Annotated in this window: 41 protein-coding genes; all 41 read left to right on the forward strand. The window is 66.0% G+C overall.

Annotated elements, in window-relative coordinates; genetic code table 11:
* Window positions 1-5: 5 nt before the first annotated feature.
* The 41 genes from H7J86_RS26195 (at window position 6) to H7J86_RS26395 (ending at window position 22,927) form a co-directional block, all read left to right on the forward strand.
* Window positions 6-392 carry a hypothetical protein gene (locus H7J86_RS26195; RefSeq protein ID WP_267294517.1) on the forward strand — a complete coding sequence of 129 codons (387 nt, stop codon included), beginning with the start codon at window positions 6-8 and terminating at the stop codon, window positions 390-392.
* Window positions 389-1,033, forward strand: coding sequence for a molecular chaperone DnaJ (locus tag H7J86_RS26200; protein ID WP_267294519.1), 645 nt, complete (start codon window positions 389-391; stop codon window positions 1,031-1,033). The genes H7J86_RS26195 and H7J86_RS26200 overlap by 4 nt, the downstream gene beginning before the upstream one ends.
* A complete protein-coding gene (locus H7J86_RS26205) occupies window positions 1,030-1,218 on the forward strand; it encodes a hypothetical protein (RefSeq protein WP_267294521.1) in 189 nt (62 codons plus the stop codon). The genes H7J86_RS26200 and H7J86_RS26205 overlap by 4 nt, the downstream gene beginning before the upstream one ends.
* On the forward strand, window positions 1,215-2,645 hold the full coding sequence (locus H7J86_RS26210) for a DNA cytosine methyltransferase (RefSeq protein ID WP_267294523.1): 1,431 nt from the start codon (window positions 1,215-1,217) through the stop codon (window positions 2,643-2,645). The genes H7J86_RS26205 and H7J86_RS26210 overlap by 4 nt, the downstream gene beginning before the upstream one ends.
* Window positions 2,642-3,100 (forward strand): ASCH domain-containing protein, encoded by a 459-nt coding sequence (locus tag H7J86_RS26215; RefSeq protein WP_267294525.1) that lies wholly within the window; start codon window positions 2,642-2,644, stop codon window positions 3,098-3,100. Before H7J86_RS26210 ends, H7J86_RS26215 begins: the two co-directional genes overlap by 4 nt.
* Window positions 3,097-3,639, forward strand: coding sequence for a DUF1643 domain-containing protein (locus H7J86_RS26220; RefSeq protein ID WP_267294527.1), 543 nt, complete (start codon window positions 3,097-3,099; stop codon window positions 3,637-3,639). The genes H7J86_RS26215 and H7J86_RS26220 overlap by 4 nt, the downstream gene beginning before the upstream one ends.
* Window positions 3,636-3,866: a hypothetical protein gene (locus H7J86_RS26225; RefSeq protein WP_267294529.1), complete on the forward strand. Its 231-nt coding sequence runs from the start codon at window positions 3,636-3,638 to the stop codon at window positions 3,864-3,866. The genes H7J86_RS26220 and H7J86_RS26225 overlap by 4 nt, the downstream gene beginning before the upstream one ends.
* Window positions 3,866-4,279 (forward strand): hypothetical protein, encoded by a 414-nt coding sequence (locus tag H7J86_RS26230; protein WP_267294531.1) that lies wholly within the window; start codon window positions 3,866-3,868, stop codon window positions 4,277-4,279. Before H7J86_RS26225 ends, H7J86_RS26230 begins: the two co-directional genes overlap by 1 nt.
* A 264-nt stretch (window positions 4,280-4,543) precedes the next feature.
* The gene (locus tag H7J86_RS26235) at window positions 4,544-4,708 is read left to right on the forward strand and encodes a hypothetical protein (RefSeq protein WP_267294533.1); all 165 of its coding nucleotides are present in this window, start codon (window positions 4,544-4,546) and stop codon (window positions 4,706-4,708) included.
* Window positions 4,708-5,016, forward strand: coding sequence for a hypothetical protein (locus H7J86_RS26240; protein WP_267294535.1), 309 nt, complete (start codon window positions 4,708-4,710; stop codon window positions 5,014-5,016). The genes H7J86_RS26235 and H7J86_RS26240 overlap by 1 nt, the downstream gene beginning before the upstream one ends.
* Window positions 5,006-5,398 carry a hypothetical protein gene (locus H7J86_RS26245; protein WP_267294537.1) on the forward strand — a complete coding sequence of 131 codons (393 nt, stop codon included), beginning with the start codon at window positions 5,006-5,008 and terminating at the stop codon, window positions 5,396-5,398. The genes H7J86_RS26240 and H7J86_RS26245 overlap by 11 nt, the downstream gene beginning before the upstream one ends.
* A gap of 109 nt (window positions 5,399-5,507) precedes the next feature.
* Window positions 5,508-5,903, forward strand: coding sequence for a hypothetical protein (locus H7J86_RS26250; protein ID WP_267294539.1), 396 nt, complete (start codon window positions 5,508-5,510; stop codon window positions 5,901-5,903).
* A complete protein-coding gene (locus H7J86_RS26255) occupies window positions 5,900-6,139 on the forward strand; it encodes a hypothetical protein (RefSeq protein WP_267294541.1) in 240 nt (79 codons plus the stop codon). Before H7J86_RS26250 ends, H7J86_RS26255 begins: the two co-directional genes overlap by 4 nt.
* A complete protein-coding gene (locus H7J86_RS26260; protein ID WP_267294543.1) occupies window positions 6,136-6,750 on the forward strand; it encodes a RuvC family protein in 615 nt (204 codons plus the stop codon). The genes H7J86_RS26255 and H7J86_RS26260 overlap by 4 nt, the downstream gene beginning before the upstream one ends.
* Complete coding sequence (locus tag H7J86_RS26265) at window positions 6,750-7,142, forward strand: WhiB family transcriptional regulator (RefSeq protein WP_267294545.1); 393 nt, start codon at window positions 6,750-6,752, stop codon at window positions 7,140-7,142. The genes H7J86_RS26260 and H7J86_RS26265 overlap by 1 nt, the downstream gene beginning before the upstream one ends.
* Window positions 7,139-7,267: a hypothetical protein gene (locus tag H7J86_RS26270; protein WP_267294547.1), complete on the forward strand. Its 129-nt coding sequence runs from the start codon at window positions 7,139-7,141 to the stop codon at window positions 7,265-7,267. The genes H7J86_RS26265 and H7J86_RS26270 overlap by 4 nt, the downstream gene beginning before the upstream one ends.
* Window positions 7,264-7,665, forward strand: a complete 402-nt coding sequence (locus H7J86_RS26275) for a hypothetical protein (protein WP_267294549.1) — start codon at window positions 7,264-7,266, stop codon at window positions 7,663-7,665. The genes H7J86_RS26270 and H7J86_RS26275 overlap by 4 nt, the downstream gene beginning before the upstream one ends.
* The gene (locus H7J86_RS26280) at window positions 7,655-8,128 is read left to right on the forward strand and encodes a hypothetical protein (protein ID WP_267294551.1); all 474 of its coding nucleotides are present in this window, start codon (window positions 7,655-7,657) and stop codon (window positions 8,126-8,128) included. The genes H7J86_RS26275 and H7J86_RS26280 overlap by 11 nt, the downstream gene beginning before the upstream one ends.
* Window positions 8,125-8,352 (forward strand): hypothetical protein, encoded by a 228-nt coding sequence (locus H7J86_RS26285; protein ID WP_267294553.1) that lies wholly within the window; start codon window positions 8,125-8,127, stop codon window positions 8,350-8,352. The genes H7J86_RS26280 and H7J86_RS26285 overlap by 4 nt, the downstream gene beginning before the upstream one ends.
* Window positions 8,352-9,329 carry a hypothetical protein gene (locus tag H7J86_RS26290; protein WP_267294555.1) on the forward strand — a complete coding sequence of 326 codons (978 nt, stop codon included), beginning with the start codon at window positions 8,352-8,354 and terminating at the stop codon, window positions 9,327-9,329. Before H7J86_RS26285 ends, H7J86_RS26290 begins: the two co-directional genes overlap by 1 nt.
* Window positions 9,326-9,682 (forward strand): hypothetical protein, encoded by a 357-nt coding sequence (locus H7J86_RS26295; protein WP_267294557.1) that lies wholly within the window; start codon window positions 9,326-9,328, stop codon window positions 9,680-9,682. Before H7J86_RS26290 ends, H7J86_RS26295 begins: the two co-directional genes overlap by 4 nt.
* Window positions 9,666-10,052 carry a hypothetical protein gene (locus tag H7J86_RS26300; RefSeq protein ID WP_267294559.1) on the forward strand — a complete coding sequence of 129 codons (387 nt, stop codon included), beginning with the start codon at window positions 9,666-9,668 and terminating at the stop codon, window positions 10,050-10,052. The genes H7J86_RS26295 and H7J86_RS26300 overlap by 17 nt, the downstream gene beginning before the upstream one ends.
* Window positions 10,037-10,285, forward strand: a complete 249-nt coding sequence (locus H7J86_RS26305; protein WP_267294561.1) for a hypothetical protein — start codon at window positions 10,037-10,039, stop codon at window positions 10,283-10,285. Before H7J86_RS26300 ends, H7J86_RS26305 begins: the two co-directional genes overlap by 16 nt.
* A complete protein-coding gene (locus H7J86_RS26310) occupies window positions 10,282-10,587 on the forward strand; it encodes a hypothetical protein (RefSeq protein WP_267294563.1) in 306 nt (101 codons plus the stop codon). The genes H7J86_RS26305 and H7J86_RS26310 overlap by 4 nt, the downstream gene beginning before the upstream one ends.
* Window positions 10,584-11,579 (forward strand): hypothetical protein, encoded by a 996-nt coding sequence (locus tag H7J86_RS26315; RefSeq protein WP_267294565.1) that lies wholly within the window; start codon window positions 10,584-10,586, stop codon window positions 11,577-11,579. The genes H7J86_RS26310 and H7J86_RS26315 overlap by 4 nt, the downstream gene beginning before the upstream one ends.
* Entirely contained in the window at window positions 11,576-12,205 is a 630-nt protein-coding gene (locus H7J86_RS26320) for a hypothetical protein (RefSeq protein ID WP_267294567.1), read from the forward strand. Before H7J86_RS26315 ends, H7J86_RS26320 begins: the two co-directional genes overlap by 4 nt.
* Complete coding sequence (locus H7J86_RS26325) at window positions 12,202-12,654, forward strand: hypothetical protein (protein ID WP_267294569.1); 453 nt, start codon at window positions 12,202-12,204, stop codon at window positions 12,652-12,654. Before H7J86_RS26320 ends, H7J86_RS26325 begins: the two co-directional genes overlap by 4 nt.
* Window positions 12,655-12,763: 109 nt before the next feature.
* Window positions 12,764-13,270 (forward strand): hypothetical protein, encoded by a 507-nt coding sequence (locus H7J86_RS26330; RefSeq protein ID WP_267294571.1) that lies wholly within the window; start codon window positions 12,764-12,766, stop codon window positions 13,268-13,270.
* On the forward strand, window positions 13,267-13,626 hold the full coding sequence (locus H7J86_RS26335) for a hypothetical protein (RefSeq protein ID WP_267294573.1): 360 nt from the start codon (window positions 13,267-13,269) through the stop codon (window positions 13,624-13,626). The genes H7J86_RS26330 and H7J86_RS26335 overlap by 4 nt, the downstream gene beginning before the upstream one ends.
* Before the next feature lie 204 nt (window positions 13,627-13,830).
* On the forward strand, window positions 13,831-15,321 hold the full coding sequence (locus H7J86_RS26340; protein WP_267294575.1) for a hypothetical protein: 1,491 nt from the start codon (window positions 13,831-13,833) through the stop codon (window positions 15,319-15,321).
* A 40-nt stretch (window positions 15,322-15,361) separates the two neighbouring features.
* A complete protein-coding gene (locus H7J86_RS26345) occupies window positions 15,362-16,759 on the forward strand; it encodes a phage portal protein family protein (protein ID WP_267294577.1) in 1,398 nt (465 codons plus the stop codon).
* Window positions 16,759-18,189 (forward strand): head maturation protease, ClpP-related, encoded by a 1,431-nt coding sequence (locus H7J86_RS26350; RefSeq protein WP_267294579.1) that lies wholly within the window; start codon window positions 16,759-16,761, stop codon window positions 18,187-18,189. Before H7J86_RS26345 ends, H7J86_RS26350 begins: the two co-directional genes overlap by 1 nt.
* A 36-nt stretch (window positions 18,190-18,225) precedes the next feature.
* On the forward strand, window positions 18,226-18,600 hold the full coding sequence (locus H7J86_RS26355) for a capsid cement protein (protein WP_267294581.1): 375 nt from the start codon (window positions 18,226-18,228) through the stop codon (window positions 18,598-18,600).
* A gap of 21 nt (window positions 18,601-18,621) precedes the next feature.
* Window positions 18,622-19,527 (forward strand): major capsid protein, encoded by a 906-nt coding sequence (locus H7J86_RS26360; RefSeq protein WP_267294583.1) that lies wholly within the window; start codon window positions 18,622-18,624, stop codon window positions 19,525-19,527.
* A 30-nt stretch (window positions 19,528-19,557) separates the two neighbouring features.
* Window positions 19,558-20,043 (forward strand): hypothetical protein, encoded by a 486-nt coding sequence (locus tag H7J86_RS26365; protein WP_267294585.1) that lies wholly within the window; start codon window positions 19,558-19,560, stop codon window positions 20,041-20,043.
* A 4-nt stretch (window positions 20,044-20,047) separates the two neighbouring features.
* Window positions 20,048-20,434: a hypothetical protein gene (locus tag H7J86_RS26370; protein WP_267294587.1), complete on the forward strand. Its 387-nt coding sequence runs from the start codon at window positions 20,048-20,050 to the stop codon at window positions 20,432-20,434.
* The gene (locus tag H7J86_RS26375) at window positions 20,434-21,135 is read left to right on the forward strand and encodes a hypothetical protein (protein ID WP_267294589.1); all 702 of its coding nucleotides are present in this window, start codon (window positions 20,434-20,436) and stop codon (window positions 21,133-21,135) included. Before H7J86_RS26370 ends, H7J86_RS26375 begins: the two co-directional genes overlap by 1 nt.
* The gene (locus tag H7J86_RS26380; RefSeq protein WP_267294591.1) at window positions 21,135-21,491 is read left to right on the forward strand and encodes a hypothetical protein; all 357 of its coding nucleotides are present in this window, start codon (window positions 21,135-21,137) and stop codon (window positions 21,489-21,491) included. The genes H7J86_RS26375 and H7J86_RS26380 overlap by 1 nt, the downstream gene beginning before the upstream one ends.
* Window positions 21,491-21,898 carry a hypothetical protein gene (locus H7J86_RS26385; RefSeq protein WP_267294593.1) on the forward strand — a complete coding sequence of 136 codons (408 nt, stop codon included), beginning with the start codon at window positions 21,491-21,493 and terminating at the stop codon, window positions 21,896-21,898. Before H7J86_RS26380 ends, H7J86_RS26385 begins: the two co-directional genes overlap by 1 nt.
* Before the next feature lie 19 nt (window positions 21,899-21,917).
* Window positions 21,918-22,487, forward strand: a complete 570-nt coding sequence (locus H7J86_RS26390; RefSeq protein WP_267294594.1) for a hypothetical protein — start codon at window positions 21,918-21,920, stop codon at window positions 22,485-22,487.
* Window positions 22,488-22,519: 32 nt separating this feature from the next.
* The gene (locus H7J86_RS26395; protein ID WP_267294596.1) at window positions 22,520-22,927 is read left to right on the forward strand and encodes a hypothetical protein; all 408 of its coding nucleotides are present in this window, start codon (window positions 22,520-22,522) and stop codon (window positions 22,925-22,927) included.
* Window positions 22,928-22,929 lie beyond the last annotated feature (2 nt).

Raw genomic sequence — 22,929 nt, forward strand, 5'->3', positions numbered from 1 at the left:
CCCCGATGACCAAGCAATTCGAGATCGGACCGATCGTCACCGTCCTACACGGCGACGAGAACCAAATCTTCTGCCCGCTCCAGCAATTGAACGACATCCTCGGCTTCATGACGGGCGACGTCCCCACCGCGGAGCCCAACGATATCGACGGCGTCGACAGCATCGGCGAAGCGATCACCCGGTGCCGCCCGCACCTGGCCGCCCTGTTCCCGGAGCTGGCCGCCGAGCCGGAACCGGTCTGGCCGGACGTCACCGACCCGTCGATCGAAGCGGAAGTCGTGACGTGGCTCGTCCAGCTCGGCGCGAAGTACCACACGCCGCTGACGGTCCCGCAGTTGCCGGAGATCACCCGCGCCGCTGCCCTGCCGCCCGAGCCGGAGCCCCGCGCATGAGCGGCTACCCACCCGGTATGACGTTGCGGCCCATCGTCGCCTGGCCGCGCGAGCTCACCCGCGACCGCCAGCGATCACCGTTCTCCGCGACGTGGACGTCCACGATGACGATTCTCGACCGCGAACTGCACCATCTCGGCGCCGGCCGCCATCGCGCCGACTCGGTACTGCAAATCGCACTGCGCGAGCAGGACTTCCGGCTCGACGGCATGCCCTACGCCCGCGCGGTACCCGATCACCCCGGCGTGATCCTCAACATCGACGGCAACAAAGGCCCGATGTCGATGCCGTGCGACAAATTCAACCGCTGGCAGGACAACCTACGCGCGATCGCGCTCTCACTCGAAGCGCTACGCAGGGTCGACCGCTACGGCACCACGCCCGGCAATGAGCAGTACCGCGGCTGGCTGGCCATCGAGCAGGCCGGATCCGCGGCGAGCCCGCGCGAAGCGGCGGAAGTCCTCGCGAAAGCGGCCGGCCTCGTCGACGTCGTGTTCGACATGAGTCACGCCAACGTCACCCGCCTGTACCGGTCCGCGGTGAAGGCTGCGCACCCGGACCGCAACGGCGGTGACCAGACCCTTTGGGACACCGTCGAGCGTGCCGCCGGACTGCTGCGCGGAACGGGCTACCTGTCATGAGCTACCGCGGCGACCAGACAGCGAAGCTCACCCCGGGCACCCGGCTCGGCCCCGACGCGCACGACGTCATGCACGAAGTTACGTCGTCTTGGTACGACGAAGCGACCAACACGACGAAGGTGCGCACCCGGAAGCTAGAGCTCGGCGGCGGCCAACGCCTGCGATTCGAGGGCGGCCGCCAGTGACGTTCACCCTCACCGACCTGTTTTGCGGTGCTGGCGGATCCTCGACCGGCGCGATCATGATCCCCGGCGTCCAGGTGCGCATGGCCGCGAACCACTGGCCGCTGGCCATCGAGACGCACAACACCAATCACCCCGACGCCGACCACCTGTGCGCGGACCTGTCGCAGATCAGCCCGCGCCTGTTCCCGCGGACCACGATGGGATGGTTCTCACCCGAGTGCACGAACCACACCATCGCGAAGGGCCGCAAACGCGCCGACGCGCAACCCGATCTGTTCGGAGAGATCCTGCCGGACGAAGCCGCCGAGCGATCCCGCGCGACCATGTGGGACGTCGTCCGCTTCACCGAATACCATCGCTACGAGCTCGTTTTCGTCGAGAACGTCGTTGACGCTTACCACTGGCACCCGTTCCGGGCGTGGCTACTCGCGATGGAATCGCTCGGCTACGAGCACCACATCGTGTTCGTCAACAGCATGCACGCGCAGCTCTTCGGCGCCGGAGCCCCGCAGTCCCGCGATCGCATGTACGTCGTGTTCTGGCGCACCGGCAACCGGCGCCCCGACTTCGATCGGCTGGTGCGGCCCGCCGCGGTGTGCCCGACATGCGGGCCCGTGCGGGCGATGCAGTCCTGGAAGCGGCCTGACCGCCCCGCGTGGGGTCGCTACCGCGCCCAGTACGTCTACCGCTGCCCGAACGTGACCTGCCGCAACACGATCGTCGAACCGGCGTTCCGGCCGGCCGCCGACATCATCGACTGGGATCTGCTCGGCCAGCGCATCGGCGACCGCGCGAAGCCACTCGCCGAGAAGACGATGGCCCGTATCGAGGCCGGGATCGAACGGTACTGGGCACCGCTGGTGGTGCCCGTCGAAGGCCGCGACGGTAAGCAGGCGGCGACTGTCGACCAGCCGATCCGCACCATGACGGCGCGGGCCGAAACGGCGCTCGCGTTCATGGCCGAGCTGCGCGGCGGCGGATCCAAGCACCGGCCCGTGTCTGATCCGCTGGCCACCGTCACCGCGTCTGGAAACCATCACGGTCTGGTGACCACGTTCTACGGCAGGGGTGTTGGCGCGAAGCCGACTGGCGAGCCGCTGGCGACCGTGACGACCACCGAGCGGCACGCGCTGCTGATGCAGAACAATCACCAGAACCGGGCGCGGCCGGTGAGCGAGCCGACACCGACGGTGACCACCGCAACCACGCAGGCGGTCCTCGATTCACCGCGGCCGACCGTCGATGTCAACGACGTGTTGTTCCGGATGTTGGAACCGCGAGAGACCAAACGCGCGATGGACTTTCCAGCCGAGTACGTGATGCGCGGCAACCGCCGTGAGCAGTCCCGGCTCGCCGGTAACGCCGTGTGCCCGCCAAACGCGCGGGATCTCGTCGGCGTCGGCGTCGAATCGCTGACCGCGTCATGAAAGCGCTGACTGTGCAGCAGCCGTGGGCGTGGGCGATCATCAACGGCGGCAAGCTCATCGAGAACCGCACGCAGATCTGGAAGTACCGCGGCCCACTCGCCATACACGCCGGCGCACGCTGGTCCGACCGCGGCGAAGACAGTCCGCTCGTCCACGCAGCATTCCGCGAGCAGCGCGGGCCGCAGTGGAACGGCGGGAAGCTGCCGCACTGGGCTTTCGAGATGCGCGCGATCCTCGGCGTCGTCGACCTCGTCGACTGCCACCCTGACGCCGGCTGCTGCACACCATGGGGCGAGCAGTCCTACGTCGAGCACGGCGGCCGCGAACGCCGCCGCATCACGCATCTCGTCCTCGAAAACCCACGCCCACTCGCCGAACCGATCCCATGCAAAGGCGCGCTCGGACTGTGGACACCGCCGGCCGATATCGCCGAGCAGTTGGCGGCGATCGGATGACGAACCCCACCGGCACGATTCTTTCTGGGCTGATCTCTTCGGCCACGATGAGCGATTGCGGCACATACCGATACCGCCTGACCCGCATCTGGGACGAGTCGAAACCGGTCCTTGCGTGGGTGATGCTGAACCCGTCGACTGCGGACGGCAGCACGAACGACCCCACGATCCGCCGTTGCATTGCGTTCGCGAAGGCATGGGGATTCGGCGGCATCACGGTCGTCAACCTGTACGCGCTGCGAGCCACGGATCCCAAACAGCTCTGGCAGCATGCCGACCCCGTCGGTCCGGACAACGATGCCGAGCTCGCCAACGTCGCCGAGTGCTACTCGCTCGTCATGCTCGCGTGGGGATCGAACGCGGCGCCCGGCCGCGCTGCTGATGTCCTGCGAATCCTCTCGCGGGTCTATGACCGGAGCGGCAAGCTCGCGGTGCTCGGCTGGACGAAGGGCGGCCAACCGCGACACCCGCTGTATGTACGGGCCGATACCCACCCTGTGCGCGCTGACATCCCGCCTAGCTCTGGCGGTGGCCGATGAGCAAGGAATCGATCTCCCGTGACCGGTTTCGGCAAGCCGGACAGGCCAACTACCGCGACTGGTGCAAGGGCTGCGGCCTGTATCTCGTCGTCAACGGCAAGCACCGGGCCGACTGCACCCTCACGCCGCCGCCGTGCCCTGAATGCCTGTACTACCCCGCCGTAAACGCCGGCCAGCACCGCGCCGGATGCACGAACACGCAATCACGATTGGAGGCGGCAACCTAGTGGCGCTGCAATGGATCCGGCTAGACACCACGTTCCCGGACAACCCGAAAATCATGGATCTGGTCGACACCAATCAGCACCGCGTCGTGGTCGCGCACGTGTCGATGATGTGCCACATCGGCAAGACCGAGACCGACGGCTACTTCCCCGAGGGCGCACTACGCCGGTACGGCATCACGAAGAAAGACGCGGGCATCGCAACAGAATCCGGACTGTGGGTGCCGGCACAGGGTGGATGGGCGATCAACGGATGGGCCGAGCACAACCCCGTAGATGCAGCCGCAGCGGCACGCAGCGCCAGGGCGAGCAAGGCGGCGCGGAAGCGTTGGGAGAACCGGGACGGCGAAGGTGAGAACACTGCGCTACGTGAAGCGCTCGGACCCATCACCCACAAGCTCGCCGAGGGGTACTGATGACAATGCCGAAGCATCCGGTGAGCATATGCCCGAGCATCGTCGAGCATTCCGCCAAGCATTCGAACGAGCATGTGCCCCAAGCAATGCCCCACGATGCTCCACGCAATGCACATACATACAGACAGACTTACAAACACCCACTCACCTTGCGGAACCATCTTGCGTTGAGAAACGCGCGCAGGGGGGGATCACGATTCGTCCCGGCTGAGATGCCCCACGCGCCAACGGCCGCCGCTTCGCGCGGCCCGAAAGCGGTGCGACATGGCCGCTGACAACGCCTTCCGATTCGAGATCCGCGAACCCGGCGTCAAGGCGATCTTCGAGGTCAAGGGCAGTTGGTCGCCCGACGAGCGGCCCGAAGCCATCCGCAAGCTGCTCACCGACGCGTACGCCGAAGCGATGAGCCGGCTACCCGAGGACGGCTGATGACGATGGCCGAGAACGTGATCCCGCTCTACGACCCCGAGCCCGGCGACTACCAGCGCGGCCGCGCCACCGGCGGCACCCGCACCCCACGCAACTGGCACGCCCGGCAGGCCAACGCGCGCAAAGAACTCGCCGCGCTGCGCGACCTGGCCAAGACGGCGAACTGCCCGCCGGCGCCGCACGGCTGCGGCAAGCCGATCGGCGCCGAATGCGTCGACCGCAAGACCGGCAAGCCACTGAAGCACTTCCCCGGGCACACGGCCCGGATCAACCTCGCGAGAAAGGCGATGCGCAGTGATGACGCTTGAATCGAAACCGCCGGAGACAGATCCGCTCGCGCAGCTCGATGCCGAGCTCGACGACTCCCGCATCTGCGAATGCCCCTGCGACGAGTTCAAACAGCCTCACCGCAAGGGGCCATGCACACGTCCGGCGACGCACTACGTCGAAGCGCACTGCTTCGGGTGGTGCCAGCATCCGAAGATGAAGGCAAACCCGGATATCACGGCCGATGGTGATCGCTGCTCGTACCTCTGCACCGAGTGCTACGAGGATGGGATTGCTCTCGCGCAGGTGCAGATCGCGAAGCTACCTGCCCGCGCTGTGTGCCCGCCGCCGCCGGCTGGATTCGGTTGTGGTCGACCGATTGCCACGCTCGACGATTACGTGCCTGTTCGGCGGCCCCTGTGAAGCGCGATCGCCGGCCGCGGTTCTACCCGTCGCGGCAGGCGTGCTGCATCTGCTCGAAGCCCGCCGCCCCGCACTCCGAGGTGTGCGCCGAATGCAAGCGAGTCGTCCGATGAGCTACGTCTACCGCGTCGTCGTTGACAAATGGCCGACCCCCGACGGCCAGCCGTTTACCGCACAGACCCTTGAATTCTGGGAAGAGATCGTCTCTCAATGGAACGACGGCGTCCCTGACCCGGCGATCCCCGCTTGGCTGCCGAACCTCCGGTTATACGTCCCCACGCGACCGGACGCGATGGTGGAAGCGCCCGAATACACGCGGTGGATCGGCTACAACGGCGACCCACAAACGGGCGATCCCGGTTACACCGTGATCTTCGTACCGGCTGCGCCGACCCGGCGATTCTTCAGTCCGAACGGCGTTTCCGCGATGTGCCGGCAGCTTCGCGAGTGGAGCTGCGAAGCGCACGTTGAGCGGGCCCGCGTCGGCGAGTGGGAGAAGCCATGAGCGACCTATTCCCGATGTACGCCCGGCTGCGCGGCACCCTGGCCGCTGAGCAGCCCACCACGCCCGTATCGCCTTGCCGGCACCCGCGATCGCAGCGCCGGATCGAACGCACTTCGGCGTTCGTACCCGGCACTGCCCGGTACTCCGGCTACGTCGCCGAGGTGACCACCACGATTCACTGCGACGGCTGCGACACCGTCATCGGCAGCGAGACCCACCGCGAGCGTCGCCGATGAGCTACGTCGTCGGGATCGACGCGTCCCTCGTGCGCACCGGCATCACCGTCCTACGCCGCATCGAAGACGGACCGTGCCGGCCGAAAGTCCTGCGCTACTGCGGGTACTCGCTCGAGAACGGCGCCGACTGGGACGACCGGGCAGAGCGGATCATCGCGAACACACACGAGGTCGCTCACATCATCGACCGCCTACCGGAGAAGCCAGAGCTCGCGCTGATCGAAGCGCCGATCTTCCCGAAGGAAGTGCTGCCGTCCTACCTCGATCGCGGCGCCCTGTGGGTCGGTATCTGGTCAGTGCTGCGGGCCCGCGGCATCACCCGGGCATCGGTGTCGCCGACGACACTGAAGCTGTGGGTCACCGGCTCCGGCCGCGCCGATAAGGACATGGTGCTCGACGAGACCCGCAAGTGGTGGCCGGATCTGAACATCCCGAATCACGATGTCGCCGATTCCGCTGGCGCGGCGGCGATGTGCGCGATGAAGCTCGGCTGGGAACTGCCCTTCGCGACCCGGCGCCGGCACCTGTCCGGGCTCGCGACGGTCTGGTCGGAACCGGGTGCCCTCGACGGTGTCGTCCGGGCTGCGAATGAGCGGCTGGTGCGTCGCTGATGGCGCGCGGCCACTACGACAGGACACGGCTCCCGCGCCGGGGCCGGCCCGGATTCCTGCGCGCCATCCTCGGCGATCTCGATCGCGAGTGGATGAACCGCGCACTGTGCCGGCTGATCCCCCTGTCGGAAGTGGACGAGATGTTCTTCCCAATCAACGGCCGATCACACCAGGCGAAACGCGTCTACGAGCAGCGCGTCACCCGGGCGAAGGCGATCTGCAACCGGTGCCCGGTCGAAGCCAAATGCCGCGAGTACCGCGCCACGATCCAGGACGAGAACGGCGTCTGGGGAGGCCTCGACGAGATCGACCGCGACGAAACCCGGCCCCGGCCAACAGCCCAACCGAAACCGAAGCTCCGCTCATCACACGAAGGAAGCACACGCGCATGACGAACCCCGACAACCGCACATACGCCCAACGCGTCGAGGACGACCTCGAGGACGCCTGGCAGCGCGGCGAAATCAGCTACGCCGAAGCGTGCGCTGAACTCGAAGACCTCGGCGACCGCCCGTGAGCGGCGACATCACCGCCGACGTGCTGGTGCGCGCATGGGAACCGAACCTCCGCGACGAAGGCGCGCGCTTCGCCAGCACCACCGTGCGCCGCGACATCACGTTCCAAGCGCGCGTATCCGGCTCACTCGACGCCGAACAGATCACGATGCCCGGGCTCGTCGTCATCGGCCAGGGCGCCGAGCCATCCGGCCGCAACGCCGTCGACGTCGTCGCCTCGGCAATCCCCCACCAGATCGCCTTCACCATCCTGGCCACGCCCGAATTGATCTGGCAGCCGCTCTCATTCAGCCGCGACATCGTCGGCGCCTACCACTTCGAATGCGTTCCGTACATCGAGTGGAAGCGAATCGTGCTGCGCAACGAACCCACCCTGAAGGGAACACCGAGTGGTATCTGACTCGATCGACGTCGAACCACGCTGGCCGCTAGGCGACTGCGCCGCCCTGCTCGAATACCGGCGCACCGCAACGGGCATGCGGACGATCGAGCCGCACCGCCCCTTCGGCCCGGTCGGACATTCGTACCTGTCGATAACCTGCTCGATCACGCCACCCACGCGGACGAAGGTGCGCGACCTCGAAGACCTGGTCGCCTACCAGGAGTCGCGCGATCGCGCCCGGCAGATTCTTCACCCGTCCGACGCGGTCACCGTCTTCCCAGATATCGCGACCGGCGGCCGGTGCGGCACCTGCTACAGCACCGAGCGCACCGTCGTCATCGGCCCGATATGCCCGGACGAATTCCACGATGGCCCGCGCGAAACGCACTGGCGCCGAATCGCAATCCAAGCCATCGCGATCGCCGCCACGTTGATTTCACTGCTCGCTCTGTTCCTACTCACGATTGGAGTCCTGCCATGACAACCCCCAACACACCCCGTTCGATCGAGATCCGCGTCGACGGCCGCACCGTGCACACGTTCCTGGCCGAATCATTCAGAACCGAAGAGACGCACCAGAAGCTGACCCTCGACGCGGACCGCTGGCAGCCAAAGATCGACGTCCCACCGAATCCGGCCTTCACTGATCCGCCAGAACCGCCGGACGCACTTCGCGCGGCGCCTACCGGCGGGGAGACGAACTGATGGCACTCAACCGCCGCCAACGCCGGGCCCGCGCCGACCGCCGACCGTACGTCGGCGACACCCCGCAACAGCAAATGAAAGCGCTACTCAAGCAGCCCGGGAAGTTTCACATCGTCAACCTCCCCGATCAGAAGTCGTTCGTCGTGAAGGTCACCGACCGCGAAATGCCCCTGTTCCTCACGATCTGCGGCCAACTGAAAGGCGTACTCGGCCACTGCGAAGTCACCGCGGCAACACCCGTCGACGCCACGGTCGCCGACGCAGGGATGATCGCCCGGCAGACATCGAACGATCCCGTCCGGCTGAAACTCGCGCAGGACCGCACCGACGCCGCCGACGAAGCCGAGATCGACGCATCGATGGCCCGCCACCCAGCCGGAAAGAAACGGCCCGCCGGCGGCCGCCACGCCAAACCCGAACCTGACACCGTCTTCGATCAACTCACCAGCGGTACCGACGAACGACGTCTCGCTGCGATGGAACTCGCTGCCGCACAAGACGCCGCCCGAGCGGCATCTGACGCACTCGATGCCGCGAATGCCCGCCTGGCCGAGGTATACGAACGGTCCGGCGAGCTGCACAACAGGCACGTGCTCGACAAGTTCACCGAACAGGCCGGCGAGGCGATCTCCGTCAAGCTCGGCACCGCCACCGCGGCCGAGCTGTGCGGTGAACCGGTCCGCGAATGCAGCAACCCAGAATGCCCCGGCTGCACATGCTCGATCGCGCCGCCGTGCTCGCACTGTGTCGACCACGGATGCAGTCTGCCAGTCGGCCACGACGACGAATGCCTATATAGGTACACGCCCGACGACGGCCCGGAATACCAACTCGGCCGCGACATCGTGCTCGGCGACCGCTACCCCGCGCCTGAACCCGATCGGATCGACAACATCGACACCGCCCGGCAGTCCGCGATCGACGAAGCGCTACGCCAAGCACACGCCAACGCGAACCCCGACGGGACGACGGAATGAGGTCCACGGCCGCGCTGGTGATCGTCGGCGTTCTAGCGCTCGCCGGATGCGGTGATCACCCGGTGCCTGAACACGGGATCGTCACCGACGCGAAATACTCGCCGGCAACAGTCATCGTGCAGCCCATGACGTGCGTCGGGCAGCCGCCGATCTGCACTGGCCCGTTTATCACCCCGGTCCCTGAAGAATGGCGACTCGAAATCACCGACCTCAAGAACCCCGATTGGGTCGGAACCGTCGAAGTCAGCCACGGCGTGTACGACCGCTGCAACCTGCGCGAGCTCTGGCCGGAATGCAGCAAGGAAGGCAGCGGCGACGAACGACCAGGGCGAGCAGATGGCGCCGACTCGTAAGCGGGCAGCGCCAGCCGCGCGCGGCTACGACGAAGCGCACCGCAACCAAGTCCGACGGCTGCAACATCACCACGTCGACGGAACCCCGTGCTGGTGGTGCGGCCTACCGATGTTCCGGGATCGCACGAAGAACCCCGACTACGACCCCCACGCTATGCGCCGGGACGGGAAACCCGACTTCACATCCGGTGTGCTGCACGGCGACCACCCCGACGGCAAAGCCGACGGGAAACTCCCCGAACGACTAATGCACGGACTGTGCAACAAGCAGCGCGGCGATGGATCCCGAGACGACGAACGCCCCGCGCTGCGCCTCATCCGCACCGAACACCCACTAGGCAACCTCACGATGGGATGGCCCGCCGCATGAACGAATTCCAGACACCACCCGGCGTCACAGCTGCCGCCGACCAGGAGATCGCCATGCTCAACGAAGTGGTCGACCGACTCATCGCCAAATGGAAGAACGACCAAGCGTTCTTCGACGAAGCCGGACTCGACGAGCAAGAACGGATCGCGCTGTTCATGTACACCCATTGCGTCAGGCTCCGATACCCGGGAGGACTCATCGGCATCATGGTTGAAAGGCTGTCCCGCGCGTGACCGAACGCACCCGCTGGCGCTACTTCTGCCGATCCGAAGATCTCGACGGCCGCGAACTCTACAACTGGTGGTGCCCAGCGACCAGGACCGTGCACACCATCCCGGTCGATCAGTTCTGGCCCAAGCCGAAACCCCAACCAGTCGAAGCGATCTACCTCGGCAGCATCACGATCATTCAACTCGACGGCCGGTACTACGCCGAACACCGCAACGCAGACAACGAGGTCACTTTCAGGGACGAGATAGGCGACGAACTCGCCCTCAACTTCCAGCTTCTCGGCGTCGAACCGCCAAAGCCATGACTGGCCGCCCGTTCGCCGCGCAGGCTCGCCGACTCTGCCCGGAATCCGACGAGCACCACGCCCGCGTGTGGTTCTGCGAGACCTGCCGGCTACTCGAAATGCGGCTCACACCAATCACAACCATCATGCGCGACCTGCTCGACGACGATGCCCTACGCATCACCAACCCGTTCAACACCACGGAGCAACCCACACCCATGCCCGAACCCGACATCATCGACCGAATCGACGCGCTCGTCGACGAGCAGATGGCCGACGGCAAACCGCTCAACGGCTACGAATTCGGCGATCCCGACTACCCCCGCTGCCCACACTGCCGCCGGCACTGGCACGGCCTACGCATCACCCAACGCATCGCGTCGATGTACAACCTCGGCAACTTCGACCCCGAATACACCGTCGCCGAGGATGACTCGCCGATCCTGTGCGAAGGATCCGAATTCATCGGCCCGCAACGGCCACCGATCGGCTGGGCCAACGACGGCAAAACACCGATCTACCCGCAATGGTCCACCAGCGTCGGCCGATTCACGATGAGCATCGTCATCGACGAAGACGCCATACGCCGCTCATGGCAACGCTGGGCCGAGCTGATGCGCGAATCGGCCGCCGCCTGGGAATCCGTCATGCGCGGCCCGGTCCTCACGTTCTACGACGACATGTGGAACCTACTCGGACAGGTCGAAACGCGCACCACCGTCTGCCCTGATCTAGGCGACATCCCCGATATCGACGTGAAGTTCGGCCCCGAGAACTGGATTCACGAGATCCAACGCATGCCGCCGAGCCTGCAATTCCCCCGCACCATCCCCGGCTATCGCCTGGCGTCACCACTACAGGCCGACGTCAACCGGCACTGGCACGAGTTCACCGCACCCGAATACCCGCTACCCGAATCACCTGGCTACGACTTCAGCCAATACGCCGACCAACAGCCACCAACCGCCGGCCCAGCCCGCACACCCTACGACCGAAACCGGAGAACACGATGACCACCAGCACAGCCCGACTCTGGACCAAAAGCTTCGATCACATCGCAACCGAGAGCATCCCCGACGACGCGATCACCGCCGTCGGCAACAACATCCGCATCGGACTCCGCGGGAACGGCCCCCTGCGCACCGCGATCGAATCACTGCTCAACGCGCAGCCCGACGCAAAGCTGCCCGACATGCACATCTCCATCGACCCCGAACCCATCCGGAGGAACCCCTGGCGATACCGCACAGGCGCACTCGTGACCTACATCGAGCTCGACGGCGCTGACCTGACAATCACCGCTCTCGTACACGCCCGAGCAGGAACCCACTACCCCGATGAACCCGCCCCGGCCCCCGAGACCATCTACCCGCCCCGCGGATACGGCATCGGCTTCCTCGGCCGCGGCAACAGCGACCACGCCGTCATCGGCTGCTGGGCCACCGAAGACGAAGCACGCCAAGCCATCACCACCCTGCGCGTCTTCGCACTCGGCAGCGCACGGCCAAGCTGGGACGACAACGGACTAGAACCACCACCGCCACCGATCCACATCGAGCACGAACCCGAACCACCCGGGCTGATCGCGTGGGCATTGCAAGGCGCGCGAAGCCTGCTCGAAAGGAACCCGAAACGATGAGCGACGACATCCTGCAAGCGATCACCGAAGCGGCCGAGTTCGCCTCTCGCTGGGAACCAAGCCACCCGCAGTACATCGAAGGCACGCTCTACCTCACACAACAGCAGTGGGACGCGACCGTCGAACAGTTCCCACCCGAACCTGGCTGCAACTACGCACACGCACTGTGGGGAATCCCAGTGGCTGTCATCCACCCCGACAACCCGATCACGCTGCCCAGCGGCAAGCAGTTGTACCTATCCGGCATCCTCGGCGCGCTGCTCATCCACGACCCCGACGCGGCGCTCCTACCACCACGCACACCGGGCGAAGCCCTGCGCGACCTGCTCGACATCCCCGCGGAGCGGGCAACTACCGATGAGGCCGCCCACATAACCGCAGGTCAGGGCAGTGACGACCCGGGCTTGACTGCCGAGTCGCCCGCCAGTCAGGGCTCTGACCTGCGGTGATGCACCCCTACCCCCAGAAAAATCGGGCCCCCCACCCCCCAGACTCCCAACGGGGTGAGTCGACAATATTTTTTTTCAAGCCCGCCGTTTTCGCGCGAATCGGCCGGCCATGACCCCGCCGCGCAAGGCGGCGCCACGGACCGCGAACCGGACAAAAACGACCCCAAGTAGCGAAAAACCACCCGCTGATCAGGCCAAACAACCCGCCCGTAAACGGACGCAATCAGCGCGGACTCCGGCGAAACGCGTTCGTAAGTGCCCGAAGCCGACGGATGGCGCGAAGCTGATCCGCGAATTCACCACGAAGGACGACTCATTCGCCCGGAAGACGCTGATCACGCAGGCGGCCCGGCTGGCTGACCGGCTCGAAGTGATTGCTCGGCTGCTGTCCGGCGAAGCGGACGTGTTGTGGACGGCGAAGGTGGCCGGCCAGGTGGCGAACGTGGTGGTCACCGATCTGGTGCGGGAGGAACGTCAGCAGTCCGAAGTGCTGAGAAAGCTCATCATGGACATCGAGAAGCTGGGAGGCGGTGAGGGATCGAAGGATCCATCCGGTTCGGCGGACGACAAGCTGGTCCGGATCATCTCCGACCACTACGGAAAGAAGCGAGCGTGAAGACGGCCAATCGTGAGCGGCGAGTGATCACGCTGGAGTGGCCGCCGCGCGGCGACGAGCTGGTGACGCCGTGGGGACCGGTCGGCGGTCCGCCGCGTGAATTGTGGTCTGGGACCGAGGCGCATCCACACCGCGAGACGGTGGGCATGGATCCCGTCTTCCTCACGACGCCGGATGTCGTCGGCGCGAGCTGCTGCCCGGATGGATGGGAGCACGAAGGGATCGTCAGCACGGTAAGCCCAGCCGGGCTGATGACGCTGACTTCCGCCACGGGATCCTGGGTCTACGAGCTGTTCCCGGCCGAATGGTCAGACGGAGCCGTTCCCACTGTTTATCTCGCGGTCTGGCCGGACTAAATGGCTGATCTCGACGTCCGGCGGCCGGCCCGCGGCCGCGCCGTGCTGCCGGATGACTTCCTGCCGCAGCCGTTCCCGAAGTACGTCGGGAAGTGGCCGCGGCTCACCGGCCGACAGGTGCCTGAGTTCTGGCATGGCTTCGACGGCGACGAGACCGACGGTGACGTCGCGGCGAACCTCGGCTTCGAGTTCGGTGTGCGGTGCATGCCGTTTCAGTGGTGGGCGCTGCGCAAGATCTGCTCGCGGCTCGACCCGGACGAAGACGGCTTCCGGCTGTGGACCCACCCGGATTGCGTGCTCATTTGCCCACGTCAGAACGGCAAGTCCGAGATCGCCATCCTGCGGATGCTGTTCGGGATGTTCGTGCTCGGCGAGACGATCATCTACTCGGCGCAGCGCTGGCTCACGGCCGAGGACATCTACGACCGGCTGATCGAGATCATCGTCGAGTCGCCGGATCTGAAGTCTCGTCTCGCGCCGCGGAAGGGTCTGCCGCTCGGCTACTCGAAAGAGAAAGACCGCGGCATCATCGAGCTGAAGAACGGCGCTTCGGTCCGGATCGGCCTTCGTGGCAAGGATCTCGGCGTCGGTATGACCAAGATCGACTTGGTCATCTTCGATGAGGCGTACAAGCTGACCGCCGAACAGCGCATCGGTTTGACTGGCGCCCAGAAGGCTTCGAACAACTCGCAGACGATCTACCTGTCGACGCCGCCGGTGTTCGGCCTGCCGAAGTACATGCACTGCCATGTGCTCGCGTCGCAGCGGCGGCTCGGCCGGAAGAAGTCGGTCGACATGTTCATCGCCGAGTGGATGGCGCCGCGACCGCTGCCGACCGGGAACCCGGTAGAGGATGCGAAGGCGCTCGCCGCGGCCCGGGACCACGAAGACGCTGCGCGGATGGCTAACCCGGCGCACGGCCAGATTCACCGTCAGCGCGACATGGAACGCGAACGGCGGGCCGCTTCCACTGCGGACGAGATCGCATTGTTTGACGCTGATTACCTCGGTTGGGGGCTGTATCCGCCGGACGACTCCGAACGCGAACCGGTGATTCCGCGGGAAGTGTGGAAGACGATGGTCGATGAAGCGCCGGTCTATGTGGGCGAGCGGGTGATCGCTGTGCACCGCAGTTGGGAGCGCGGGCCCGATGGGCATCTGGTGCACGGCAGGACGTGGGCGATCGCGGGCGGCTGCCGCACGGCGTCAGGGAAGGTGCATCTCGAGGTCGGTTACCTGCGGAAGGCGACGCTGCCGCAAGTGGCTGTGTTCCTGGCGATCCTGATCGAGTTGTGGGATCCGGCGGCGATCATCGTCGATGGCCGCGGGCCGGCGAACGTGTTGGTCGCCAGGATGCGGGATCTCGGCTATGACGTGCTTGAAGCGAGTACCCCGCAGATGGCGAAGGCGGCCGGCGGCTTCGTCGATGCGGCGCTGGCCAGCCCGCCGGAGATCACGCATTCCGGGCAGCCGATCCTCGAAGCTGCGCTCGATGTGGTGCAGAAGCGCATGCTGCCGATGAACGACTTCGTCTGGAATGACGCCGAAGCCGGTGTTCCGCAGTGGACAGCGGTCACGCTGGCGCACTGGGGTGTGCAGATGTTCTCGGAGGAAGTGACCGAATCGGCTTCCCCTGCAACGTCGATGGATGCGGTCGATCTCGACGAGGTGGACATCTTGTCCGCGGCGTTCTAGCTCGTCGGTGCTAACTCTCTGAACACGCCAAACTGGCGTAATGGCACGACCCCCGGCGCTGACTACCGAAGTCGGCTACATCAATCCGAGCGCGACGGATCCTTCGACGTGGCTGCCCGGCTCGGTCCCCGATATGTGGTGGTGGGAACTCACCGAGCAGGTTCCCGATCTACGCTGGCCGCTGTCGCTGGTCACGTACTCGCGGATGCCCCGCGAGGATGCGCGCTGCTGGTCGCTGCTATCGGCGATCGGCCTGCCGATCCGGCGCACTCAGTGGCGCATCAATCCGAACGGAGCCGAAGACCACGTCGTCGCGCACATCGCCGCCGACACTGGACTGCCGATCGTCGGCGACAACGGCGGCGATAAGCCGATCCCCCGTCAGCGCGATCGCTTCAGCTTCAAGTCGCACCTTCGGGACGCGCTGTCCTGCCTGCGATATGGGCACAGCATCTTCGAGCAGGTCTACCGGTATGACGACACCGGCGGCCCGTTCGACGGGAAGTTCCGGCTACGCAAGCTGGCGCCGCGGCCGCAGTTCACGATCCGCGCGTTCAACGTGGCCCGCGACGGCGGCCTGCTGTCGATCGTCCAGGACGACATCGTCGACGGCCGGCTGTCGCTGTCCGACTCGAAGCTGATCGACATCTCCCGGCTGGTCGTCTACCGCAACGAGCCCGAGCCGGGCGTGTGGATCGGAACGTCGCTGCTGCGGCCGAGCTACAAGCATTGGCTGCTGAAGGACGAACTGATGCGGATCCAGGCCGCCGCAGCTCGACGCAACGGCATCGGTGTACCGGTCGCGTACACGAACGAAGCCGACAAGGGCAACCAGAAGAAGATCGACGACTACGAGAAGATCGCGTCACGGTTCCGCGGCGGCATGTCGGCGGGCGCGGCGTTCCCCGCCGGGGCGAAGCTCGAAATCCTCGGCGTGCAAGGCAACTTGCCCGACATGCAGCAGGCGATTGAGTACCACGACAAGCAGATCGCGCTCGCCGGGCTGGCGCACTTCCTGAACCTGGACCGCGGCGGCAGCTACGCACTCGCGTCGGTGCAGGCCGACGTGTTCGTCCAGTCAGTGCAGGCGATCGCCGAGGACATCGCCGACGTCTTCAACCAGCACGTGATCGAAGACCTTCTCGATTCGAACTACTCGATCGACATCGGATGCCCGTTGCTTGTGTGCGACGAGATCGGATCACGCCAGGACGCTACGGCGCAGGCGCTCGCGCTACTGGTGCAGGCCGGTCTACTCGACGCCGACCCGCAGATGAAGGCATTCATCCGGCAACTGCTCGGCGCTCCGGCGCTCGACCCGAACTGGAAACCTGAGCCCGCGGCCCCGACTGGACCGTCGAATAGCGCTCGCCAGCAGAGCAAACCGGATCTAGGGAAGATGGCGCTGACCATAGGGAAGCAGGGAGTGTTGTTCTGATGAACCCGGTGATCCGAGGCAGGTCCGCAATCTGCCGCATGATGGCGTCGATCGAGACGGTAATGCCCGGCATCTTCAACGCGGCGTTGCCGAAGATGCTCGACGACGATGCGCGCAAGGCGGCCCGCGCGGTGTTCGGCATCGCCGAGGACGCCGACCCGATCGAGTGGTTCAAAGTCCAGAACTCCGCGACGAAAACGACGAACGCGGCCGGCAAGTCGAAGACCTCGGCCGAGATCCTGATCTACGACATCATCGACCCGTGGGGTGTGTCGGCGGGCGACTTCGCTAATGCACTGAACGCGCTCGACGTCGATGAGATCGTCGTCGGGATCAACAGCCCGGGCGGCCTGGTGTTCGACGGCATCGCCATCATGAACGCGCTGAAGCGCCACCCCGCCAACATCATCACGCGCATCGACGGCGTCGCCGCGAGCGCGGCAAGTTTCATCGCCATGGCGGGCAACGAAATCCAGACATCGAAGTACGCCGAGATGATGATTCACGAAGCGCGCGGCTACGTTTCGGGCACCGCGGCCGACATGAAAGAGATGCTTGACCTGCTCGTTCGCCACAACGAGACGATCGCGGCGGTCTACCAGGACCGCGCCGGTGGTGAGCTGAAGGACTGGCTCAAGCAGATGAAGAACGAGACGTGGTTCACCGCCGAAGAGATGATCGCCGCGGGCCTGGCCGACACCATCATCGAACCGGCCGACGAGAGTTCCGCAGCAGACGAAACGCAATCGCTCAAGAATCGATTCGATCTGTCCGTCTTCAACTACGCCGGACGCAAGGCGGCACCCCCGCCGCAAATCCGGACCGGACCGACGCGGACGACGAAGAACGATCAACGAAAGGCGGCCACGATGGGCCTGAAGGAACAACTCGCCGAGAAGTACGGCGTCGACGCCAATCTCGACGACGACGCGTTCGCGGCCGCACTCGATGCCGCCGTCGCCGCGGAAAGCGAAGACACCGATGCGCCGCCGGCCGATGACCCCGCCGCGGCTGATCCCGCCGCAGATGGCGCCCTGGCCGCGGCCGCCGCGACACTGAAGGGCCTCGGCTTCGCCGTCATCGAGACTTCCGCGCTGGACGCGCTCAAGCAGCAGGGCCAGCAGGGCTCGGCCGCCTTCGAGACCATCGCGGCCGAGAACGACCTGAAGACGGTCAACGAGGCGATCCGCGGCGGCAAGATCAAGCCCGCTGATCGCGAGAAGTGGACGAAGAACCTGAAGCTGGACCGGGATTCGGGCGGCAAGCTCGGATATGCCGAGGCGCTGAAGACGGCCGAAGCGGTGTTCCCCGTGCAGGAGATCGGCACTGCGATGAACCCGGATCCGGGCGCCTCGATGGTCGCTCCGGACGACCTGTCGTGGTTCGACACCGCGGCGACCGAGCCGTCGACCGGCAGCGCCGGCGAGTAACCCCACCAGCGCAGCGACACGAGAAGGACTTCCGACATGGCGAACGAACTGATCGACATCTACAAGCCGGGCACCGATATCACCGGCCGCGCGTCGGCCGCGGTCACCGGGAAGCGCTTCCTGAAAATCTCGGGGAATCGCTCCGGCGGCAACATCGCCGTCGCCCCGGCCGATGCCGGTGGCCGGACGTGCGGTGTGGCCACCTCCGACGCCGCTTCCGGCGCGGTGGTCGGCATCGCCCGCGGTAAGGACCGCGTGGTCCCCGTGACCGCCGACGGCGCCATCGCCGCTTTCGTCGAAGTCGAAGTCGGCACCGCCGGAAAGGCGAAGACCATCGGCGCCGGTAAGGCGGTCGGATACGCACTCACCGCGGCGGCCGACGGAGCCGACGCCGAAATCTCGCTGTACTGACCAGGAAAGGCACTCTGAACCATGGCTATCTCCCCCGTCGCCTACCCATTGGGCGCCCCGGTCGTCGCGAACAACGGCATCACCGTCGACATGGCGCTGAAGCAGCCCGGCCGAATCAACAAGCGGCTCGCTGACCTCACGAAGCAGAAGTTCATCGCTTCTGAGATCTTCGGTGAAGCCGGCACCACCACGTCGACCGGCGCGATCATCTACGACGTCATCACCATCAACGAGCTGTACACGAAGAACGACGTGGAGCAGCGCGCGGCGGCGACCGAGTACCCGGTCGTCCAGGGCGAGCGGCAGCAGCCGAAGGTCGCGCAGTCCGAGGACTGGGGTGGCAAGTTCTGGATGGAAGACGGTGCGGTGCGCCGCAACGATTCCGCCGAGATGGACCGCCTGACCACGCAGCTCGCGAACACCATCGTGCGCAAGGTCAATCAGCGGACCGTCGCTGTGCTCGACGACGTGATCGCCAATCTCGGCGGCGCGGGCACCATCCCGGGTTCGGACTGGTCGAATGTCACCCTGACGGGCAACACGCCCACCCCGAACGCTGAGCGGCCGTTCGCCGACATCATCCGCGCCCAGTTGGCCGCCGACGTCGAAGAGCTCGGCTACGTCTACGGCGTGTGGGTGGTCAACCCGCAGCAGTACGCGGATCTGCGCATCGCCTACGGCCCCGACATCGATGCCATCCTGGCCGACGCCGATATCTCGATGTTCCGGTCCAACCGGGTCACTGCGGGCACCGCGTACGCGGCTGTGCGCGGCGGTGTCGGCTTCCTCGGCTACGAGCAGATGCTGACCACCGAGACCTGGCGTACGCCTGCCACGAAGCAGAACTGGGTGCAGTCCAGCGTGCTTCCGATCATGGGCGTCACCGACCCCTACGCGGTCAAGAAGGTCACCGGCCTGGCCGGCTGACCCTGACGACGAGAAACGGAGCATCGAACGATGGCGAAGCGAGTTGTCCGGGCCGCGCTGTGGGAGTACCGCGACGCGAAGGGTCAGCGTCGGCGGGCATTCTTCGGCCAGGAGGTCGACCTGCCGGCGTCCGAGATCGAAAGGGGTGAGGCGCAGGGCGTCTTCGGCTCTGCGCCCCTGCCCGACGGCACCGTCGTCGACCACACGCCCGCACCGGTACAGACGGGCGGCCCCGCACCGGTCCCGCCGCACGATGTGACCGGAACCGTCACCCTGCCCGAACCCGAACCGACGCCGATCCTGGCGCCGATCGAGCAGTCCGCGGTCGGCGGTGCCCAGCCCGAGATCGTCAAGACAGAATCGGTCACCGAGCCCGGCCCCGTCGAGCGACCCAAGACCGCTCAGAGCGTGGAGGTTTGGCGCGACTACGTGCGGCAGGTTCGTCCGGATCTCGCCGACCAGGTCGACGACATGACGAAGGACGAGCTGAAGGCCGTGCCGCTGAAGGCCGAGTGACCTTGTGGCAGGGCTCGTCACGCCGATCCTGTCCAAGACGGAGTTCGTCGCCCGGTTCCGCCCGCTCGTCGGCACCGAGGACACGCTGACCGACGATCTGCTGATGGCGGCATCGAACAAGGTCCGCCGCAAGTACGCCGAGAACGACCGCACGCTCGACGAATCAGATCCCGAAGTGCGTCTGCTGATCCGCGACGTTGTCGCCTCTGTCCTGCGGATGGGTGACTTCGCCGGCTATTCGTCGGTGACCATCACGACCGATGACGCAACCGAAGCGCGCGTGCTGGCCAATCCCGCTGCCTACGTGAGCATCACCGACGCGCAGTGGCGAGATCTCGGCTTCGATCTCACCGCTTCCCCACGCGGATGCTTCCCGGTGAACGACTACTGATGCCCGCGTTCCCGCTGGGCCCGGACGATGTCGACCTGATCTTCCGCGATCCCGTACTTGATGGCGCCGGCCAGCAGACAGTCGATGCCGACGGTCGGCCGGTATATCAGGATCGTCGAATCACGAAGACACGCGCGAAGTTCACCATCACCGGGATATCGCACACGTCGGCCACGGGCCAGCCGGCCGCGCCAGTGGCGGTCTACAACGCGAAGTGCGCATTGCCGGTTGACGCTGACACGCGCGCGCTGGCCGAGAAGGACGCGATCGAGCACGACGGCAAGGTGTTCGAACTGCTGGCCGACGCGCGGGTGAAGCGGACCCTGATCGACCGCATCGAGCACCATGTGCGCGTGTTCTGCTCACGCGAGGAGCACACGGCTGGTATCGGCGAGCAGGTGACGATCACGCCGCGCGGCGGCCAGGACGATGACGGCGCCCGCCTGCCCGATAGTGAGCCGTTTACCGTCGTGGCCACGGCGATCGACGCGGGCAACACCGTCGAACGCTATGGGGCCGAGGGCACTACGGAGGAAGCGGACTTCACCGTGGTCCTGCCGCTGGGCACTGGGATCCGCGACGGCGATTGGATTCTCGTGCGCGGCATGCGGTGCGTGGCCCGGATACAGCGACACTTCAGCCAGCATGCCGAACGCAACGAGGACGTGGTGCTGGCCAGGTTCCGCGGTGGTGGCGGCTGATGGCGCCGCGGCAGGGTTTCAAGCCGAACCGCAAGGTGATCGGCAACATCCTGAAGCACGATCCGGGCGTAGTCGCTGCGGTCGATGAGATCGCCGAAGATGCTCGGCGGCGGGTTGGTGGCGACGCCACCGTGCGGACGTACACCACGGATCGGCATGTGGCGTCGCTGGAAGTGGACGCCGAAGAGCAGGCGGTCGACGGAGTCGGTACGCGGGCGGTGAGTGAGGCGGCTATGGCATTCCGGTCGCGGCGGCAGTGGCGAAGAGCGTTCGCGCAGAAGGACGAAGATGCGCATGAGCGGGCCCGGGCGACCGACGTGGGATACCGCGGCCTGCCCGAGCATCGGGGGAAGTGATGACAACCCGAGTGCAGGGCGAGCCCGTCGACGCGGTGAAGGCATCGCTGGTGGCGCTGCTGGCCGACGAGGCAGTCGTTCCGCGGATCGCGACGCATAAGTGGCCGAAGGACTGGACGCTGGCCGAAGCGCGGCCGCTGGTGCTGATCGCGGACGACGGCGGGCCGCTGGACTGGCCGGTGAAGTCGGACCACACGATTCGCATCACGGTCGGGTCGGATGACGTGCCGACGAGTCGGCGGATAGCTCGCAAGTGCTTAGGTCACATTCTCGCTACAGTCCCGGAAGGACTAGCAGTAGTCCGGCCATTCGGGCAAGCGCTGACCGAGACGCAGCACCGAGCGACCGGAGCGGACCTTGCGTCCGGAACTGTGAACGTGGTGATTCGGACAGAGATCATCGCCTGAGTGACAGGGAGATACGAGCATGGCGGGCAACCCGAGCAATGTCCGGCTTTTCACCGAGGCCGACGTTTTCGTCTACAAGCAGCCGGTACTCGCGACTGCTGATATCCCCGCGGATATCACCGAGCCATTCGACACCACAGTCGCATGGGACGCAGCCAACCAGGCGTCGGTCAAGTGGGGATACCTCGGTATCCTCGTCGGCGCCGAAGGTATCGACACCCAGCGTGAATGGGACGAAACCGACATCCCTGGTTGGGGTTACGGCACGATCCTGGTCGCGTCGAAGGACTTCAAGGCGACCACGACCGTGCAGGCGCGCGAGGACAACGCCGTCGTGCAGTCGATCCTCTGGCCGGGCTCGTCCGATACCACGCTCGTGGTTCCGGATCCGGCTCACCTGTTCTTCGGATTCGAGAAGCGCACGGCCGACGGCTATATCGATCGCCGGATCACGAAGCGGCCCGCGCGGCTGTGGATTCCGGGCGATAAGGACGTCGAAGGCGACAACACCCCGAGTGAGTTGTCGGCGCGGATCTTCCCGAACAGTGCCCGTGAGCTGTTCACGTGGCAGCACGGCGAAGCCGCCTAGAGCCGGATCGGAGAACCTGAATCGTGAAGTACGTGAAGCTGAATAAGCAGGTCAACAACCGGCAGGCCGGTGAGATCATCAGGGTTGACGATGGGTCCGCTGCGTCGCTCGTCGAGAAGGAGGTCGGCGAGATCGTCGAGAGCCGGGACGAAGCGGAGGTACTGCGGTCGGCCGCGCGCCGCGGCAACGTCATCGTGCAGCAGGTCGCCGACGCCGACGACCCGAATGCTGTTGCCGGCGAGCCGGCCGAAGGCGAAACCGGTGATGCCGCCGAGGTGGTCGACGGCCAGGGCGACGTGCACACCGGCGAGCTGCCACCGCCGGACACCGAGCCGAAGAAGGACGAGAAGACCGCCGACACCCCTGCCTCGAAGCGGGGGAAGTCGGCCGAGAACGTCGGTCAGCCGGAGACGCCCCCCGAATCGAACCCCCCGGCGTAGAC

It is taken from the genome of Mycobacterium hackensackense, assembly GCF_025822555.1.
In the GTDB taxonomy this organism is placed as follows: domain Bacteria; phylum Actinomycetota; class Actinomycetes; order Mycobacteriales; family Mycobacteriaceae; genus Mycobacterium; species Mycobacterium fluoranthenivorans.